Annotated in this window: 2 protein-coding genes; both read right to left on the bottom strand. The window is 66.7% G+C overall.

What is annotated here, in order from left to right:
* Positions 1–27: 27 nt before the first annotated feature.
* Complete coding sequence (cysW, locus tag AC1DOC_RS34080) at positions 28–921, bottom strand: sulfate ABC transporter permease subunit CysW (protein ID WP_018904514.1); 894 nt, start codon at positions 919–921, stop codon at positions 28–30.
* A gap of 1 nt (position 922) precedes the next feature.
* Positions 923–1,279, bottom strand: a 357-nt coding sequence (locus AC1DOC_RS34075; RefSeq protein WP_478131622.1) for an ABC transporter permease subunit, incomplete at its 5' end; no start/stop codon positions are given.

The following is a 1,279-nucleotide window of genomic DNA, read 5'->3' as shown; positions in this document are numbered from 1 at the left end:
GGGTTGTTCCCCTCACTCGAAGCCTTCTCAAGCCGCCGTGGGCCGCTCTGGCGGCAGCTCCGCAATGGCTTTCATTTCGCGTTCGTGGCGCCACTCGATGACCGACTTGATCACCAGCGTGACCAGCGCCAGGATGGCAAGCAGCGAGGCCACGGCAAAGGCCGCGACCGACTGGTATTCGTTGTAGAGCACTTCCACATGCAGCGGCATGGTGTTGGTCTGGCCGCGGATGTGGCCCGACACCACCGACACCGCGCCGAACTCGCCCATGGCACGCGCGTTGCAGAGGATCACGCCGTACAGCAGGCCCCACTTGATGTTGGGCAGGGTCACGCGCCAGAAGGTCTGCCAGCCGGTCGCGCCGAGCACGATCGCGGCCTGCTCCTCGTCGGTGCCCTGCGCCTGCATCAGCGGCACGAGTTCGCGCGCAATGAATGGGAAGGTCACGAACACGGTCGCCAGCACGATGCCCGGCACCGCGAAGATGATCTTGATGTCGTGCTCGGCCAGCCACGGGCCGAGCCAGCCCTGCGCGCCGAACACCAGCACGTAGATCAGGCCCGCCACCACCGGCGACACCGCGAACGGCAGGTCCACCAGCGTGGTCAGGAAGGCCTTGCCGCGGAACTCGAACTTGGCAATGGCCCAGGCCGCCGCCACGCCGAACACCAGGTTCAGCGGCACCGCGATGGCGGCCGTGATCAGCGTGAGGCGGATCGCGCTCCAGGCGTCGGGCTCCTTCAGCGCTTCGATGTAGGCATCGAGGCCCTTGCGCAGGGCTTCCGTCGCCACGGCGGCCAGCGGCAGCACGAGGAACAGGAACATGAACGCGAGCGCAAGGCCGATGAGCAGCCAGCGCACCCAGGCCGATTCGGTGGTGCCGGCCTGCGCGCGGCGGATGACTTTGGAAGGCGCGCTCATCTCAGGCTCCCGCGCGCTTGCGCTGCCAGGCCTGCAGGCCGTTGATGACCAGCAGCAGGACGAATGAAAGGACCAGCATCACGAGCGCGACCGCGGTGGCGCCGGCAAAGTCGTACTGCTCCAGCTTGCCGATGATGATGAGCGGCGTGATCTCCGAGATCATCGGCATGTTGCCGGCGATGAARATCACCGAWCCGTACTCGCCGATGGCGCGTGCGAAGGCCATTGCAAAGCCCGTGAGCAGCGCCGGCGCGATCGACGGGAAGATCACCTTGGTGAAGGTCTGCAGCCGCGTCGCACCGAGCGACGTGGCGGCTTCCTCGAGCTCCTTCTCGGCGTCTTCGAGCACCGGCTGCAC

Source organism: Variovorax sp. 01T439_2 (genome assembly GCF_056398445.1).
Note: the sequence above shows the minus strand (reverse complement) of the source record. Positions and strands in the feature narration are given on the sequence as shown.